The organism is Cycloclasticus sp., from assembly GCA_040743155.1.
GTDB lineage: Bacteria > Pseudomonadota > Gammaproteobacteria > Methylococcales > Cycloclasticaceae > Cycloclasticus.
Genome location: JBFLJU010000001.1, coordinates 1,730,631 through 1,746,379 on the forward strand (window position 1 = coordinate 1,730,631; position 15,749 = coordinate 1,746,379).

The 15,749-nt window shown below is 42.2% G+C and carries 22 protein-coding genes; 8 read left to right on the forward strand and 14 right to left on the reverse strand.

Annotated elements, in window-relative coordinates:
- Position 1 precedes the first annotated feature (1 nt).
- The gene (locus tag AB1Y31_08320) at positions 2-643 is read left to right on the forward strand and encodes a hypothetical protein (GenBank protein MEW4983173.1); all 642 of its coding nucleotides are present in this window, start codon (positions 2-4) and stop codon (positions 641-643) included.
- Positions 644-686: 43 nt separating this feature from the next.
- Here AB1Y31_08320 and AB1Y31_08325 read toward each other — a convergent pair whose 3' ends face one another.
- Together AB1Y31_08325 and AB1Y31_08330 are read right to left on the reverse strand one after the other, a co-directional pair.
- Positions 687-1,730, reverse strand: coding sequence for an MBL fold metallo-hydrolase (locus AB1Y31_08325; protein MEW4983174.1), 1,044 nt, complete (start codon positions 1,728-1,730; stop codon positions 687-689).
- A gap of 79 nt (positions 1,731-1,809) precedes the next feature.
- The gene (locus AB1Y31_08330) at positions 1,810-2,574 is read right to left on the reverse strand and encodes a hypothetical protein (protein ID MEW4983175.1); all 765 of its coding nucleotides are present in this window, start codon (positions 2,572-2,574) and stop codon (positions 1,810-1,812) included.
- A 94-nt stretch (positions 2,575-2,668) separates the two neighbouring features.
- Between AB1Y31_08330 and AB1Y31_08335 the strand changes: the two genes are divergently transcribed.
- Entirely contained in the window at positions 2,669-3,103 is a 435-nt protein-coding gene (locus AB1Y31_08335; protein ID MEW4983176.1) for a hypothetical protein, read from the forward strand.
- A gap of 9 nt (positions 3,104-3,112) precedes the next feature.
- Here the strand turns inward: AB1Y31_08335 and AB1Y31_08340 are convergent, their stop codons facing one another.
- Positions 3,113-3,922 carry a hypothetical protein gene (locus AB1Y31_08340; protein ID MEW4983177.1) on the reverse strand — a complete coding sequence of 270 codons (810 nt, stop codon included), beginning with the start codon at positions 3,920-3,922 and terminating at the stop codon, positions 3,113-3,115.
- Between the two features lie 132 nt (positions 3,923-4,054).
- Here AB1Y31_08340 and rraA point away from each other — a divergent pair, with 132 nt between their 5' ends.
- From rraA to ispH, 3 genes are read left to right on the forward strand one after another with little or no spacing between them, the layout of a single operon-like run.
- Positions 4,055-4,534 (forward strand): ribonuclease E activity regulator RraA, encoded by a 480-nt coding sequence (gene rraA, locus AB1Y31_08345; protein ID MEW4983178.1) that lies wholly within the window; start codon positions 4,055-4,057, stop codon positions 4,532-4,534.
- Positions 4,535-4,538: 4 nt separating this feature from the next.
- Positions 4,539-5,105 (forward strand): cob(I)yrinic acid a,c-diamide adenosyltransferase, encoded by a 567-nt coding sequence (locus AB1Y31_08350; protein MEW4983179.1) that lies wholly within the window; start codon positions 4,539-4,541, stop codon positions 5,103-5,105.
- Entirely contained in the window at positions 5,106-6,044 is a 939-nt protein-coding gene (ispH, locus tag AB1Y31_08355; GenBank protein ID MEW4983180.1) for a 4-hydroxy-3-methylbut-2-enyl diphosphate reductase, read from the forward strand.
- Between the two features lie 64 nt (positions 6,045-6,108).
- Here the strand turns inward: ispH and bktB are convergent, their stop codons facing one another.
- Positions 6,109-7,296, reverse strand: coding sequence for a beta-ketothiolase BktB (gene bktB, locus AB1Y31_08360; protein ID MEW4983181.1), 1,188 nt, complete (start codon positions 7,294-7,296; stop codon positions 6,109-6,111).
- Positions 7,297-7,377: 81 nt separating this feature from the next.
- Here bktB and AB1Y31_08365 point away from each other — a divergent pair, with 81 nt between their 5' ends.
- Entirely contained in the window at positions 7,378-8,235 is an 858-nt protein-coding gene (locus AB1Y31_08365; protein MEW4983182.1) for an alpha/beta hydrolase, read from the forward strand.
- Positions 8,236-8,492: 257 nt separating this feature from the next.
- Here the strand turns inward: AB1Y31_08365 and AB1Y31_08370 are convergent, their stop codons facing one another.
- From AB1Y31_08370 to AB1Y31_08400, 7 genes are all read right to left on the reverse strand, one after another.
- The gene (locus AB1Y31_08370) at positions 8,493-10,226 is read right to left on the reverse strand and encodes an NAD-binding protein (protein ID MEW4983183.1); all 1,734 of its coding nucleotides are present in this window, start codon (positions 10,224-10,226) and stop codon (positions 8,493-8,495) included.
- Between the two features lie 11 nt (positions 10,227-10,237).
- On the reverse strand, positions 10,238-10,621 hold the full coding sequence (locus AB1Y31_08375) for a DUF6394 family protein (protein ID MEW4983184.1): 384 nt from the start codon (positions 10,619-10,621) through the stop codon (positions 10,238-10,240).
- A 91-nt stretch (positions 10,622-10,712) separates the two neighbouring features.
- Entirely contained in the window at positions 10,713-10,913 is a 201-nt protein-coding gene (locus AB1Y31_08380; GenBank protein ID MEW4983185.1) for a DUF1289 domain-containing protein, read from the reverse strand.
- A 119-nt stretch (positions 10,914-11,032) separates the two neighbouring features.
- Positions 11,033-12,754, reverse strand: coding sequence for a class I poly(R)-hydroxyalkanoic acid synthase (gene phaC / locus AB1Y31_08385; GenBank protein ID MEW4983186.1), 1,722 nt, complete (start codon positions 12,752-12,754; stop codon positions 11,033-11,035).
- 94 nt (positions 12,755-12,848) lie between these two features.
- Positions 12,849-13,214, reverse strand: a complete 366-nt coding sequence (locus AB1Y31_08390; GenBank protein MEW4983187.1) for a hypothetical protein — start codon at positions 13,212-13,214, stop codon at positions 12,849-12,851.
- Between the two features lie 80 nt (positions 13,215-13,294).
- The gene (locus tag AB1Y31_08395) at positions 13,295-13,624 is read right to left on the reverse strand and encodes a cytochrome c (protein MEW4983188.1); all 330 of its coding nucleotides are present in this window, start codon (positions 13,622-13,624) and stop codon (positions 13,295-13,297) included.
- A 33-nt stretch (positions 13,625-13,657) separates the two neighbouring features.
- Positions 13,658-13,975 carry a cytochrome c gene (locus AB1Y31_08400; GenBank protein ID MEW4983189.1) on the reverse strand — a complete coding sequence of 106 codons (318 nt, stop codon included), beginning with the start codon at positions 13,973-13,975 and terminating at the stop codon, positions 13,658-13,660.
- Between the two features lie 148 nt (positions 13,976-14,123).
- On the opposite strand from AB1Y31_08400, the gene grxC reads away from it, so the two are divergent.
- Positions 14,124-14,375 (forward strand): glutaredoxin 3, encoded by a 252-nt coding sequence (gene grxC, locus AB1Y31_08405; protein MEW4983190.1) that lies wholly within the window; start codon positions 14,124-14,126, stop codon positions 14,373-14,375.
- A gap of 6 nt (positions 14,376-14,381) precedes the next feature.
- A complete protein-coding gene (locus tag AB1Y31_08410) occupies positions 14,382-14,780 on the forward strand; it encodes a S4 domain-containing protein (protein ID MEW4983191.1) in 399 nt (132 codons plus the stop codon).
- Between the two features lie 4 nt (positions 14,781-14,784).
- On the opposite strand, the gene AB1Y31_08415 is transcribed toward AB1Y31_08410, so the two are convergent.
- The 3 genes from AB1Y31_08415 to tusC are packed head-to-tail and all read right to left on the reverse strand — an operon-like array spanning position 14,785 to position 15,748.
- On the reverse strand, positions 14,785-15,102 hold the full coding sequence (locus tag AB1Y31_08415; protein MEW4983192.1) for a TusE/DsrC/DsvC family sulfur relay protein: 318 nt from the start codon (positions 15,100-15,102) through the stop codon (positions 14,785-14,787).
- Positions 15,102-15,392 carry a sulfurtransferase complex subunit TusB gene (tusB, locus tag AB1Y31_08420; GenBank protein MEW4983193.1) on the reverse strand — a complete coding sequence of 97 codons (291 nt, stop codon included), beginning with the start codon at positions 15,390-15,392 and terminating at the stop codon, positions 15,102-15,104. The genes AB1Y31_08415 and tusB overlap by 1 nt, the downstream gene beginning before the upstream one ends.
- The gene (tusC, locus tag AB1Y31_08425) at positions 15,392-15,748 is read right to left on the reverse strand and encodes a sulfurtransferase complex subunit TusC (protein ID MEW4983194.1); all 357 of its coding nucleotides are present in this window, start codon (positions 15,746-15,748) and stop codon (positions 15,392-15,394) included. Before tusC ends, tusB begins: the two co-directional genes overlap by 1 nt.
- Position 15,749 lies beyond the last annotated feature (1 nt).

Below are 15,749 nucleotides of genomic sequence, written 5' to 3' on the forward strand. Positions count from 1 at the left end.
CATGAAAAAAACACTACAGCCCGATGATTCATCATCGGGCTTTTTTATGCCTAAAAAAAACAATCGACACCATATCCAATCTCTACAAAAATCTATTCAACTGACGAGTATTGTCTGCCTTATTATTTTCCTCTTCGTATCAACCAACTCCACCGCGAGTGAGCCACTGACTATCAACGTTGAGTACGATAACAACATTTATACTACCTCTCTCTCTACGACCATTCATGCACCGCGCGACCGTGTTTATAGCTTATTAACAGCCTACGATCACTTGCACTTATATAGTCGACTCATTTATAAAAGTGAGCTATTAACAAATGGGCATTTATTGCTCAGGCTGAAAGTCTGTTTTATCTTTATTTGTTTCGATAAACAGCAAACCTTATCATTAGACGTCTCAGAGCATTCTATCGTAGGACATATTATCCCTGAACACAGTGATTTCAAATCCGGCTCGATGAAATGGCAACTAGCCGATGACAAGGCTGATAGCGTCATACTTTTCTCAAGTGAACTCACCCCAGACTTCTGGGTCCCGCCTCTTATCGGGCCAATATTAATAAAAAATAAATTGAAAAATGAGGCCTTATACAGCATTGGACAATTAGAGCTATTATCTAACCTAAATCCTCACAGGTAATAAAAAAGCGCCATCGGCGCCTTTTTTGTTTTCACTGAAACGCTTATCGCTCGACAGAGTAACCACATTTATTCCACTGCAACATACCACCCTTCATATTCTTAACATCATGGAACCCTAGCCCCTTCAAAATAGCCGCTGAGGTTGTGCTCCTAGCACCGGAACGGCACACCAAAATAACCTCTTTATTTTTCAGCGATTCCAACTCTTCTAATGCGTTAGGTATGGTGGCTAATGGGACTAAACGACTACCGGCTATATGCCCTAATTCACCAATAAACTCCGCTTCTTCTCTTACATCAATAATAACGCTGTCATGCCCTACTTCCTCGATGCGACTTTTTACCGCTGTCGGATCCATTTGTAATACTTGATTAAGTTCCGCCACCATTGGGAATTTAATGACGTCATCATCGACCTCACTCTGATTAATTTGCAACACTTCTTGAATTTTCTCAGGCAGCGGTAAATTCAAATTGGCCATAATATTAATATATTCTTCACGTGTTTTTCCAGCCACACGCGGATTCGTTAACCTTTCTTGTTCAACGGTTGATTGTGTATGGCCACGGTAGTCGTGTCCTGGGAATATCAACGTATCACCCGGTAACGTAAATATCTTATTAACGATTGAATCAAATTGATCACCTGCGTTACCGCCAGCAAAGTCTGATCGACCCGTTCCTTGAATTAGAATAACGTCACCTGTTAAAACACGGTCTTCATTAACATAAAGACTAACGCTATCTGGTGTATGTCCAGGCGTATAAAGCACTTTGAGCTTAATATTGCCGACGCTTAATTCATCACCATCGGTATAACGTTCATCCACACTCGGCTGTGGCGACAACTCATGCATCATCACTTTGCAATTGGTGAGTTTCCTTATGGCCGTACAGGCAGAGCGGTGGTCGGCATGGGTATGCGTATCTGCTACAAATTTTAATCTTAGACGATGGTAGCCAAGCACCGCAAGGTACCTGTCAATATTGCTTTCTATGGGGTCGATAATAGCCGCTTCCCCGGCCTCTAGATCTGCAATTAAATATGACTTACATTGAATATTGTTAAGTTCTTGAAAAAACATAAATCCACCTGGTTATTCTATTAGATCATTAGCTTATATCTATTTTAACGCATTAACGGACTGTCATCATTGATTTGAATCAATTAAGTGTACTTACCCAGCCAATCTCTGTGGCCGTTTTATGACCAACCATACACTGCCTCAATGACTGCGCCATCACCGACTCACTTTTATTCAACGGAATTCTACCCGCCATTATTTCAGCCTTTGATTGGTTATAGTTGCTATTAGGCATCGCAAAGCCGTTTGGATAAATGGGCTGTCCTGTCACTAAATCATACTTATCCGATGCCCCTACCGTATGTAACAACTCATGCGCGATAACGATGTTATTGCGCTCTTGGTGCGCTGCTGAAGCATAGCCATTCACGACACCAATTAAGCCCTTTTGAAGCCCCAATGAATGCGCCAAACGCTTACCGCTATCCGTTTGGTGAAAGCGCACAAAAATATTGACGGTGCTCATATCACTCGTAATGGAGTTTTGATACGCCCAAAGCCTCAAGCGTAAACTCCAGAAAATAACTTTTAATGTGTTTCCATCTACTGGCGGTTCTGGCGGCTGAGACATTACCGCGGACTGCAACCTTACCTCAACCGGGTTAAAATCGAATTCACTATAAAGTCCCCATTGTTTCTTGAAGAATTCATCCACACTGCTAAAGTTTTTCTTAGATAGCTGCGCTATATATTGCTCTGTTAAAGGTGCTCCGTCACCATTGATGGGGTAAATTAAAACCGCTAGTGTTTCCGTCCAAGCCATGCTTTCGAGGCGTTGCAACTTTGTATAAAAAGCCACGAAACCAAAAACACATAGCAGCAATATAATTCTCAATGCCTTCATATTTTATTTAACCCTTCCTTACAAGCAGTTGAATTTGCGATATTTTTCAAAGAACATATAATTAAGTAATCATGGATTAATAAGGGAAAACCCAATGCTTGCGTTTTTAATTCTACTCATATTAGTCGTCTCAATATTCTTTTACTATAAACATAAAAACTCTCAAAAGGCTTCAAGCAGCATCAATACTTCGATTAAAACTCAGCAAGAACAGCTTCAATCGCTGATTGATTCAAAGAAATACTGGGGCTTCAAAATTAGCTCCATCAACGAAGTGCAGTGCTGCCAAGCGGCACTGAATCTTAAGAAAAAAAACTTCCCAATCAATAGTGTTCCTGCATTGCCGTTAGATGATTGCACTAAGAACCGATGCCAATGCAAACATCTCGGTCTAGTTGAAAAAAGAACCCCGCTTACTCAGCGGCGCAAAACAAATGATCGACGAGGCAGCATTAGGTTTGAAGAAATATCTGACCGTCGTTCACATATGGACCGACGGTCTGACAATTGGACACAACACGACCAATAACCTTACAGGCTAGGGTTGTTTAACCGCGTTACATTTACTTAGGATTTCCTGGTCTGGCATACCCGCATTTTTCCAATATAGAATCAACTCAACGGTACACGCTTGTGGCTTGAATGAGTCCACATCGGGCGCTGTTGTATCATCAATTGCACGCACTGATATAGGCAATGCCTTTTCTGTCGTTAATGACGCCATCACAAGAGGGTCACTGAACAGTGCTTGCATTTTCTGCCTAAAGGCATGCGGTAACGTTCTTTTGGCATTAGTAATTGGCCCCGCAATAGATGCGCCACCAAAGGTATCGTGCCCTTGTGTTCGTTTATACGCGAGTAATTGCTTCTTGCTATTAAATGTTTCAAGCTGTGCATCAAACCACAATGAGGTATCAATCGCCGTATGGCTTTTCCACTCTTTTAGCGTAATCAAAATGACTTTATTCGTACCCAATTTCAATAACTCGTCAATGGCGTCACCCTTTGACAGGCCAACAGCTAAATTAACCGTTTTAATTTGAGGAAACTTTGTACTCAATAATAGCGGTAGTTTATTTGTAAACTCATGCGCCATGGGCTGCTTGGAATCTGTAAAAGCATCGTATGGACCACCCATTGATAATTCAAATTCACCAATATATTTTGCTTTTTTCTGTCCAGAAAGAACGTATGGCCTTTCATCTAAGACACCCACCACAACGGCGTTAGAACTACCCCCTTGCAACTCTAAAGCAGGTAAACGAAACGCAGCTTCACGCGTATTTTCTGTTAACACACAGCCCGACAAAAACACCATTATCAAGATACTACTTAAACGATAAATCATAGCTCACCACTCCCCCTTATTTATTATCCATTTAAGATACCGTTTGCCGCCTTTGCAATCAAGGCAAAGTCCCTGCGCCGACAAAAAAAACTGGTTTATAATAATAAAACGCTTTAAACAAAAACAAATGACATGACTTTCAAAACAGCAGACCTATGCGATGATTTTTCGGATAAGCTTCAAATTGTAGCGCCGCTATTTCAACCCTTTGGCGGTCATAGCCGTTTTAGCGGAAGCATTCAAACCGTTAAAATTTTCGAAGACAATGTATTAGTTCGTGAGATGCTATCTGAAAAAGTTAACGGTGATGTTTTAGTGGTTGATGGTGGTGGATCATTACGTTGCGCTCTGCTTGGTGACATGTTGGCAGAAATGGGGTACAAAAATGGTTGGTCTGGTGTTGTTGTTTACGGCTGCATCAGAGATTCAGTTGATATAAACGATATGCCTATTGGCGTACGCGCACTACAAACCAACCCGCTAAAGAGTATTAAAAAAGGTTGGGGGGATAAAAACATCTCAGTCACGTTTGCCGGCGCGACCTTTAACCCGGGCGAACATCTCTACGCCGATGAAGACGGCATCATCCTATCTAAAACAGCTATCATTTAATCTTATGGGTCATAGACTATCTAAAATTTACACTCGAACAGGCGACTCTGGTACAACAGGGTTAGGTGACGGTAGCCGTGTCGACAAAGACTCCCTACGTGTTGAAGCTTATGGCACTGTCGACGAACTCAACAGTCAAATAGGTCTCGTGATGGCGTTTGGCACCGATGAAAAAATAGCCGATCAGCTACTCGACATACAACATGATTTATTTGACTTAGGGAGCGAGCTTTGCGTGCCGGGTTATAGTGCAATTAACGATGCCAACATTGAAAAGCTTGAAAAAATACTCGACGAGCACAACGCTGACTTACCCTCGCTAAAAGAATTTATTTTACCTGGCGGCAACCTACCAGCTGCCAGCTGCCATGTCGCAAGAACGGTGTGTAGGAGATCTGAACGTATTGTCGTTAGCCTTGCAAAAGAAGAAAATATCAACCCACCCGTCGTAAAATATCTCAACCGATTATCTGATTTGCTATTTGTTTTATGCCGGGTACTTGCCCGTCAAGATGGTCAATCAGAGATCCTTTGGGATAAAAAACGCCACTCATCAAACGATAATAAATAGATGCAAATATTATTAGCTAATCCACGTGGTTTTTGTGCCGGTGTTGACCGCGCCATCGAAATTGTAGAAAGGGCACTCGATTTATTGGGCGCACCCATCTACGTTCGGCACGAAGTCGTGCACAACCGATTTGTTGTTGAAAACCTTAAAAAAAGGGGCGCCGTTTTTGTTGAAGAGTTAAGCGAAGTTCCTGACGATTCTACCGTTATTTTTAGCGCCCACGGTGTCTCAAAAGCTGTAGAAGACGAGGCTAAGCGCCGTCAATTGAATGTCTTTGACGCTACTTGCCCCTTAGTCACAAAGGTGCATATGGAAGTGATTAGTAACGCCAAAAAAGGGCGCTGCGTTATCTTGATTGGCCACAAGGGTCACCCTGAAGTAGAAGGCACCATGGGGCGGTATGTACAGCAAAATCCAAATGTAAGCATTATTCTGGTTGAATCACCCGACGATGTTAAGGCACTCGACTTATCAAAGGACATTGGAGTTTCATACGTTACCCAAACGACTCTTTCTATGGATGATACTGGGTCAATTATTGATGCTTTACGTAAAAAGTTTCCACATATATCCGGCCCTAAAAAAAGTGATATTTGTTATGCCACTCAAAACCGCCAAGATGCTGTTAAAAAACTCGCTAAAAAATCTGATTTAGTATTGGTTGTCGGTTCTCCCAATAGTTCAAACTCCAATAGATTGCGCGAAATTGCCGATAAGTTAGGCAAAAAGGCTTACCTTATCGATGGCGCTGAAGATATTGATAAAAGCTGGCTAAACGGCGTTAATAATATTGGCGTTACTGCTGGCGCATCTGCTCCAGAGGAGCTCGTCCAACGTGTTATTTCACAACTAATGGAATGGGGTGGGGAAACCGTCACTGAAAACCATGGCATCCAAGAAATGGTTACTTTTTCTCTGCCAAAGGCGCTAAAAAAATAACAGTTATTTAAGCCATAAAAAAAGCGGGCTTAAAGCCCGCTTTTTTTATCTAAGAAGCATTAAATTACATACGTTCCCAAATAGTAGCAATTCCTTGCCCACCACCGATACATAAAGTAGCTAGTGCATATTTACCTTGTACACGCTCTAATTCATGAAGCGCTTTAACAACGATAATATTTGCAGAAGCACCAATAGGGTGACCTAGTGAAATACCACTGCCATTAACGTTAACTTTGTCCATTGGAAGGTCTAATTCACGACACACACTTAAAGCCTGCGCTGCGAATGCTTCATTTACTTCAAACACGTCAATATCAGCAATGGTTAAGCCTGTCTTTTCAAGAATTTTCTCAACAGCAGGAACAGGGCCAATACCCATAATCTCTGGTTCAACACCGGCATGTGAATAAGCCACTAAACGTGCCATTGGCTTTAAACCACGTGCTTCTGCCGCATCTTTTTCCATCATCACGATAGCTGAAGACGCATCATTAATACCTGACGCGTTACCCGCTGTGATTGAACCGCCTTTTTTGAAGGCTGGACGCATACCTGATAATTTCTCAACAGTGATGTCGCCACGAACGTGTTCGTCTTTATCAAAAATGGTCACACCTTTACGTGTCTTCATTTCAACAGGAACAATTTGCGTATCAAAACGGCCTTCTGCTTGCGCGCGTGCTGCATTTTGATGACTCGTTACCGCTAAAGCGTCTTGATCTTCACGAGAAACATTGTATTTATCTGCTAAATTTTCAGCTGTCATGCCCATGTGGCCTGTGCCGAATGGGTCAGTTAGCGCAGAAATCATTAAATCAATCATTTGGCCGTGGCCCATTTTTTGACCCCAACGTGCACCTGGCAATACGTAGTATGAGTTACTCATAGACTCCACACCAGCGCCGATAGCAACATCATAATCACCCAACATAATGCCTTGAGCAGCATCTACAATCGCTTGCATACCACTTCCACATAAACGGTTTACCGTAACACATGACGTTTCACACGGAATACCTGCGTCGATTTGAGCAACACGCGCTGTGTAAGGTGTTCTTTCTTCTGATGGAATTACTGTTCCCATAACCACCATGCCTACTTCTGCAGGTGCAACGCCAGCTCTGGCAACACTTTCTTTCAACGTAATAGCCGCTAGTGCACTAGGCGTTACTGACTTTAAACTTCCACCAAAATCACCAATCGCAGTTCTAACAGCGCTTAGTACGACAACTTCTCTTACTCCACTCATGCTTCTCTCCAAGTTTTAGGTTATTCTTTAAGTCCAAGCCTATAATTATAGATGCATTGCAACAATAAATCACCCGATAACATGAGAACTCAATACGTTACCAGCTGCTCAACTGATGGGTTACATCAACTTGCTTATACTGATTGGGGAGATATAGAGAATCCAAACATTCTTATCTGTTCGCACGGTTTAACCCGAAATAGACACGACTTTGATGCGTTAGCAAAAAAACTATCCTCTAAACGACGCGTTATCTGCTTTGATTTGCCAGGCCGCGGTGAAAGTGATTGGCTAACGAATAAAATGGCTTATGACTATCACCAATACACCATCGACGCGTTAATGATTATCGCCAGAACCGGCGCCGAGACAGTCGATTGGTTGGGCACATCAATGGGCGGACTACTTGGCATGGCCTTGGCTTCTTTAAAACAGTCACCTATACAGAGGTTAATCCTAAATGATGTGGGGCCTTTTATTCCTAAAGCTGCATTGATGCGCATTGCTAATTACGTTGGCAAACAACCTTCTTTTGATACCGCAGCCGAACTTGAGGCTTATCTTAGGGCCGTTTATGTCGGCTTTGGCAAGCTGACAGACGAACAATGGCAACACATATTGCGCTATGGGCAGCGAACCTTAGATAACGGCCAAATAACTCTCAATTATGACCCCGACATATCACAAGCTTTCACAAACAAACCGCTCGCAGATATCGATTTGTGGCCGGTATGGAACAACATTCAACTGCAGACTTTAATCATTCGCGGCGAAAACTCCGACTTATTAGGAACCTCAACGGCAGAAGAAATGATCGAAAAAAACGTTAATTCAGAGCTATTAGAGATTGCCAATACAGCTCATTCACCGGCGCTTATGAACGCTAAAGACATTAACTCAATCGAGGCATGGCTTGATAAAGCCGAACCAAACAGTTAAATCGTTTGAGTGAGACTTATGCCCCTTGGGTATAAAGCCGAACCAAACAGTTAAATCGTTTGAGTGAGACTTATGCCCCTTGGGTATAAAGCCGAACCAAATAGTTGAATCGTTTGAGTGAGACTTATGCCCCTTGGGTATAAAGCCGAACCAAATAGTTGAATCGTTTGAGTGAGACTTATGCCCTTTGGGTGTAAAGCCGAAGCAAACAGTTGAATCGTTTGAGTAAGACTTATGCCCTTTTAGCGGGAAAGGACTTAGTTAGCGGTATTTCTAGTTTCAAGCCACCTGAAAAAAGCACCTCTAGCAGGTTCTACCCCCGTTAATAGATAATCTAAGGTATACGCATTGAGTAAATTTGCTTCCAGTAATACTTTGTGTTCCGGTCTCATACAAAAGAGAATTTCATCACCTTCCATTAAGGCAAGGTCATTAGGAGGCAAAACTTTTATAGTTTTTCCTCGCCTGTGCACCAAGGGCACCATTTTTAAGAAACTATCTCTTCCCGAAGGATCCCGGTAAATATCTCCCAAACAAACTATCGCACGCTCTGAGAGTTTCTGGCATACCGCTGGCGTTATATTCTGGCCGATGATATATGTCTTTATTGTTGGTGATTCACCGCCCACCTCAAGCTCTAATTTATTTGTAATATCGGCAAGCCTGGATGGATCATTCTCGTACAATAATCGTAAATGGGTGAAAAACGACTTCAATAAAGGTGCCGTCAACATAAAAAGCACCATTCGAGCGATAACCAAGCTGGGCTGCAAAATAAAATTCACATCTGCTCTTTTGAAGAGAATTTCATTCGTGTGCCTATTTTGCCGAACGATAGAGAATAATGAAGAATTCGCCCTATTGGCTTGATGCACCATGCTTAAATTAAATGTGTCGTTATTTGTGCCCGCAATAATGCCAACACAATCTGATAGGCCGGCCCGCTTCAAATTTTCCAAATTGGCACGCCCTAATACAGCGTGATCAGCAATATCCTCAATATTCTCAACAAGGGGCTCAACAACCGTTATATCAACCTCTCTTTCAGTTAGCTCCTTATAAACAACTCGCCCCATCCTGCCATGTCCACACAAAATCCATTTCCCACCCTTCAATGGGCAGATATTACGGTCTAATTTTGCTCCAGGCTCACCCGACATCCATTCGTTTAAGGTTTGTATTGTTGGGTTATAAATAATTAAACTAAGGTAGCTAGCAAACACACGAAAAGGGTCAACAACGTGGGTATCCCCGCCAATTGCCAATATTTCACTTTCATTATCGACAGACGTTGAACGGCAGATAATTTTTATACCTGGCCTTAATATTCTCGCGGATACAGCTACCTTTAAATTGGCCTCCTCGTCATTTGATAAAATTAAAACACCGATACATTTTTTACTTTCAATGCCGGCATCTAACAAATAGCGTGGAACCGTCGCGTCAGCACAAAGCCCCAATACCTTGGCTGGGTAATCACGTAAGTCCAGTGCTTTAATTCGCTCATCATCCAGCTCTAACACAACCGCGGAGTAACCGGCTTCCGTTAAACCTCGCAATAGGAGACTACCGGTGTCACCAAAGCCGCATACCAAGTAATAATCATTGGTTTTTTTTCTAACCGCTCTGGTAAATTTTTCCTCAGCAAACGCCGACTGTAAGTAAGGGTTTCTTAATAACGAAATAATCTTACCAACCGTATACAGCCAAGTGATGACACTAATGTATAAACAACAAATCGCCCACACCCTTTGCGCATTACTGAAAGCTGTTGGTAACTCACCAAAGCCCGTCGTCGTGGCGGTATACGCCAAGAAATAATAGGCATGGAAAAATGACATATACGTCGTCTGTCCATTTGCGTCAGGCAAGCCTGGAACCAAGACCATACCCAATATACATATTGCATACACGCATATAAAAACAATAATTGGCGTGCGCATGTGGCGCAAAACAATGAACGATACTCTGCCCAGTGATGAGTCAGACATAGACTGAACGCCTATCGGCGAGACATGAGTGTTTCTGACACCAACATCACCACAGAAACGACATTAGCAATTAACGCACCACCTGACAATGACACAATGACAGAGGTACTTTCTGCATTCAATCCTGTCCCCGAAATTTGCGTTACGTAGCCCCAAACGAGCGCACCGGCTATCAATTGTAGATTTGCGACCATGCTAGTTGATAATAGAACCGCTCCTACTTGAGTACGATCCCCTAACTTAAGGCCCATTGCCACTAGATTTACAAAAATAGTGGCAAACAACTCATAAATATTATGATGCCTAAAGTCATCTAATTCACCCATAAAAAAGCCAAAATTTAGTGTTAGCGCTAAAACGATAAAGAAACTAAAAACAACTTTTTCCGAATTCATGCTAACTCTCCATTGATGACTTTAATGTCATTTAGTTTACCCTTAAGGCACTCGTAATCAAGACCCCATTGATGATTAATTCAGACGGCTTCTACACGCCCTTTTTGACTAACTCTTTAAGTGTCGTCTGAGTTCCAAACAACGCTATACGCTGCACACAGTCTTTTATTATTTCAGCACGCTGCTTTTCTGAATAAGAGGTCCATGCTGTGATCTCATTAAGCTCTCGGCCACAGCCCAAACACATATCTTCTTCATTTAACGTGCACTTTCGGACACAAGGAGATTCCATCTTTTTTTCCAATTACTTTACTGTTTCTTCGGCATTAAAAAAGCCACCGTATAAACGGTGGCTTTCATATTTACACAGATCACCTGACTTGTCAGGCATCCATTAGCTATTGCTTTAGACTAACTAGCTTTTGCCAAAACAAATGACCCAGGTGCCGCTTCCAACTCCGGAAACTTATCTGTGCCTAAGGTAGTAGGTGCTGCTACTGTTTTATCACCTTGGCTTTTCAACCAAGCATCCCAATGATTCCACCAACTGCCAGGTACTTCTTCAGCAGATTCTAGCCAATGTTCAGAGCCTTTGCCTAGTTCACCATTTTTCCAAAAATGACGTTTGTTTTTATTAGCTGGGTTGATAACGCCTGCAATATGACCACTCGCTGCCAATACAAACTCAACCTCGCCTTTAACCAACTCCGTTCCAATGAACGTTGTTTTCCACGGTGCAATATGGTCTTCAATCGCAGACAAGAAATACACAGGGCAGTCAATTTTGCCCAAATCAATATTTACACCACAAAGTTGAACGCCATTTGGTTCCGCCAATTTGTTTTCCAAGTACATATTACGCAAGTACCATGTGTACATAGCAGCCGTCATATTTGTTGAGTCGCCATTCCAATAAAGAATATCAAACGGTGGCGGTGTTTTACCTTTTAGGTAATTATTAACAACGTAGCTCCAAATAAGGTCGTTAGCGCGTAACATGGCAAACGTTGATGCCAATTGCTTACCCGGCATCACGCCACCTTCTTTTAATTTATGTTCATGTTGTTGTACCTGAGACTCATCGATAAATACGCCCAATTCACCCGGATCAGAGAAGTCTAGCAATGTTGTAAAGAATGTTGCTGTTGCAAATGGTTTTTTACGTTTAGTCGCTAATACAGCCATAGTCGTTGCCAACATGGTTCCGCCAATACACCAAGCAACACCATTGATTTTCTTAGCGTTAGAGATTTCTTTAACAGCGTCAATCGCAGGAATAGTTCCTTCTGAAATATACTCATCCCACGTTACATCACCCAATGTTTCATCTGGGTTACGCCAAGAAACAATATACACATCATTACCCTGTTCTAGGCAATAACGAACGTATGAATTGTGCTCCGATAAATCCAAAACATAGTATTTATTGATGCAAGGAGGAACAATCAAAATTGGGCGTTCATTAACTTTTTCAGTCATTGGTTTAAAACGAACCAATTGGATCAGTTTGTTTTCAAAAACAACTGATCCCGGCGTTGTTGCCAAGTTTTCACCTAAGGTAAACTTTGATTCATCCGTCATGGAAATGCTGCCCTTATCCATGTCCTTCATTAAATTCTCAAGGCCTGCAACTAGGTTTTGCCCCTTAGTTTCTACCGTTTCTTTCAATACTTCGGGATTTGTTAATGCAAAGTTTGACGGTGACATAGCATCAATAAACTGACGCGTATAGAAATCACATTTTTTCTTCGTTTTGTCGTCTAGTGTTGAATCTTCAACCATACCCGTTAACCAGCGGCTAGATAACAAGTAAGACTGTTTTATATAGTTGTGCACTGGGCTTTCTTCCCACTCATCACCTGAGAAACGGCGATCCCCACGTTCCGGCTGTACCGTTGACTGACTCGCCGGATTAAACATATTAACCCAAAGATTGAATTGATCTTGATAGAAGCCAGACATTGTTTTAACCCACTCTTCAGGGCTTTCCATAGCACGCGTCATAATCGTATTCCATGAATTTCCAAACTGAGACATCATTTCTTTTGATTCTGACGCTGAAAAATCTTTAAACATACTATGGCCTTTGCTTGCCATTTTCTCGAATAACTCTTGTGGGGTTTTATCGTTCATTAGTTCGCCTTAGTTAATTAATTTTTTTTATTGCACTGCCGCATTGTAGACTTTATTTTCTCCTTTTGCTAGATCAAGCTTAAACGCCTAGCTTTTAATTGTCATGGTTTTTCTCAGCCAGTAACTCACCACTATCAGACCATGACTTAAATACGCCTATACGCTCCCCTTTATCCAAAAAGCCTTCTTCACGTTTTTCACCATTAGGCCAATACGCCGTAAATAGACCATGATAGTGACCATCAACAACTGCTGCCTTCAGTGCAGCTTTCCCGCTCAAATACCACGAGATATGCTCACCATGCATGGCACCATTGATAAAATCGGTTTGCGATATCTTCACACCTGATGGATGCCAAATCGTGCGCTTTCCGTGCATTTTCTGATCCAAGTACTCACATTCTTCTATCACCTGCCCATCATCATTCTTTTTAACTTTAAGCGTTATCTTTTGACTCATCATCGTTTCCTTTTATTTACGGATACAAAAAACGCGCAAAAATGCGCGTTTTTACGTCGTTTAGCTTCACAGCTAAGCGCTTATTTTTTCAGTGTTTTTAGCCCTGTTTGGCTGGCAAAATAAGCCGCCAAATTAACCATATCTTCATCACTCAAACCAGCGACACTGCCTTGCATAATAGGGTTATTACGCTTACCTGTTTTATACGCTTTTAACGCTTGAATCATGTAATCGGCATGTTGACCTGCCAACGTAGGGAACATTGCGCTAGCGCTAACTCCGTATACACCATGGCACGCAGCACAGGCTGTTGACTTGTCTTTACCTGCTTCAATATCACCTAGCGCCAAAACACTAGTCGATGCCGCAACCAACGCGATTGCGAAAACCATTTTAATTAATTGTTTCATTTTCTTCCTCAATTGATCTGTGTTATTAGGTGCTTATTTACCGTCTTGTTCAAAGTATGCAGCAATATCCTGCATATCTTGCTCTGATAAATCCACAACATTTCCATACATCGTTTCATGTGTACGTGCGCCTGCTTTATACGCTTTCATTGCAGCCACTAAATAGCCTGCATGCTGACCAGCCAATTTAGGCACGTGGTAAGTAGGGTATGCATTATTATAGTTTTTCACGCCATGACAACCTAGACAGGTTTGCCCTTTGATCGCGCCCGATGCAGCGTCACCCGCTGCGTTTGCCGTTACAGAAAACGCCATTCCCAACACTAGTACACCCGCTAATAATCGCTTCATTGCTTCATCTCTCTTGGTTTTTGCTGAATCATTTGAATTCTCGCAATTCTACTGAAAACATTCCCGTTGCGCTAGCATAAACCTGTTAATCAGCCCGAATAATCAAGCAACTCTGTTAGACTTTCTTTTTTAATTCTAAAAACAAATTATGTCTAACATCACCATCTATACCTCTTCTTTTTGCCCCTACTGCACCCAGGCGATACGCCTGCTAAATAAGAAGAACATCGAGTTTACTGAAATTTCCATTAGCCAAGAACCAGAGAAAAGGGCTGAAATGATACAAAAAAGCCAACGAACAACTGTTCCTCAGATCTTTAACGGCGAGACTCACATTGGTGATTGCATGGAAATTTATGGCTTTGAAAGCGCGGGAAAGCTCGACGATTTACTGGCTTAAACAACAATGGCAAAAGAAAAACAAGCCTTAACAAAACAACGTTTAGACACGTGGTTATGGGCGGCTCGTTTTTTCAAAACACGGCGACTAGCAACCGAGGCAATTTCCGGTGGAAAAGTACACGTTAATGGCCAACGAGCTAAGCCCAGCAAAGAAGTGCGTATTGACGACATCATTCAAATCAACAAAGCAGGGTACAGCTGGGAAGTAAACCTTCTCGGCTTAAACGCACAACGCCGACCCGCTAAGGAAGCATGCCTTTTATACAGTGAACAGGAACAAAGTGTTCAACGAAGACAAGCCTTGATCGCCCTTAATAAAGACATTCACGCATCAGCACCACAATCAGAACGCCCCAATAAAAAACAAAGGCGACAAATCCATCGTTTTAAGCAGTCTGATTAATCACCTAAATACAAGAAGGCGGAATAGGCAAGCCGGCATACTTATTAGCATATTTCAGCGGCCCATCAGGGAACAGTTTGTACAAATAAATAGACGCGCCTTTCGCAGCACCCAACCTTTTCTTAATCGCTTGGCCAAATAGCCGCGCATTGGGCTGATGATTAAACTCAGCATAATATCCACGCATAAAATGAATAATTTCCCAATGTGCCGGTGTCAGCATTAACCCGTCTTCAACCGCTAACGCTTCTGCAACAGATTCATTCCACTGATTTCTATTGCTTAAGAAACCATATTCATCTCGTTCGAGATTATCCAACACTAAAAGCAAGACCTAATCGGGTTATGCTGCTCGACCAAGGCTACAAACCCTGCATAATCAAGGTATTGAATATGCGCATAACAACGTTCCTCAGCTATACCCCTTGCGAGGATATCCGGCATCAGCGCATAGACCAGCACATCGCTGCCAAGTGCAGCTAAAACAGAAGGTTCTTTTGTCACCAGCGCGGCAAACACAGCGTCCTCAATCAATAAGATCACATCGTTAGCCGACGCCCTTGCGACACAATTTGTTAGCGCCTCACCCTTTTTATTAACAATATATAACATTAGAAACTGAAGATATGGTCGGCTGAATTTATTTGTCGTTGAATCTCGCGCCGAGATTTCACCTTAACGGCTATCGCCAGTTGACGTTCAGCCAAGCCGCGCGCTTCCATCGATTCTTTTTCAACCAGCACCTCTTTGATATCGTAAATTTCTAAGGCATTTAAAATAGGCGTTATATTTTTTAACTGAAGCGCTTCAGGTTGCTGGTTTTTTACCAACGCATCCACACCATCGGCCTCAAATAATAACACCACCTTTTGATCAAAAGCAGCTGCCATCAACGCTATATCGAAGAATTCTTGGGCGCAAACATTGCCATGCATGGCCTTATCGATAATAAAAAACAACGTTTTCATC